Annotated in this window: 1 protein-coding gene; it reads right to left on the bottom strand. The window is 41.2% G+C overall.

Annotated features, from left to right (window positions below):
- Positions 1 to 174 precede the first annotated feature (174 nt).
- Positions 175 to 486, bottom strand: a complete 312-nt coding sequence (locus DNU06_RS17660) for a GIY-YIG nuclease family protein (protein ID WP_012222082.1) — start codon at positions 484 to 486, stop codon at positions 175 to 177.
- Positions 487 to 519: the final 33 nt, after the last annotated feature.

Genomic DNA, 519 nt, shown 5'->3' with positions numbered 1-519 from the left:
AGGGTTCCGTATGGATGGATTCGTCATTCCCGCACAGGCGGGAATCCATTCTTGGGTTTTCGGTAACTGTTTTCAAACATTGGTTTCTTAACTTTTGCGGTGATTCCCGCCGTAGCCTGTCTGCGCGTAGGTGGGGCTGGAATAACGACAGTTTTTAAAGTTCCAGAAATAAAACTAAACAAACAACACGCCCGACAAGTCCAACCATTCGGGATTTTGTTCTTCAATCAATTTAATCTTCCATTCACGTCGCCATTTTTTCATCGTTTTTTCTTTGGCAACTGCTTCAGGCATATTCTCAAAAAACTCATACCAAACCAAATCATGCACATCATATCGGGCAGTAAAGCCATCAATATTGACATGGTTTTTGTGCTGCCAAACTCTTTCCGGCAAATTCATGGTAACGCCGATATAGAGTGTTCCGTTTTTACCGTTTGCCAAAATATATACGGCAGGTTGACTAGCAAACGGATGGTTTTGCATTTAATGTTTCCTGCAATATAAACAACTTTTTTC

The sequence above is a fragment of the Putridiphycobacter roseus genome (assembly GCF_003234935.1).
Classification (GTDB): domain Bacteria; phylum Bacteroidota; class Bacteroidia; order Flavobacteriales_D; family Crocinitomicaceae; genus Putridiphycobacter; species Putridiphycobacter roseus.
Note: the sequence above shows the minus strand (reverse complement) of the source record. Positions and strands in the feature narration are given on the sequence as shown.

Coding starts and splice junctions, on each gene's coding strand:
- DNU06_RS17660 (WP_012222082.1), bottom strand. CDS start 486: ATGCAAAACCATCCGTTTGCTAGTCAACCTGCCGTATATATTTTGGCA.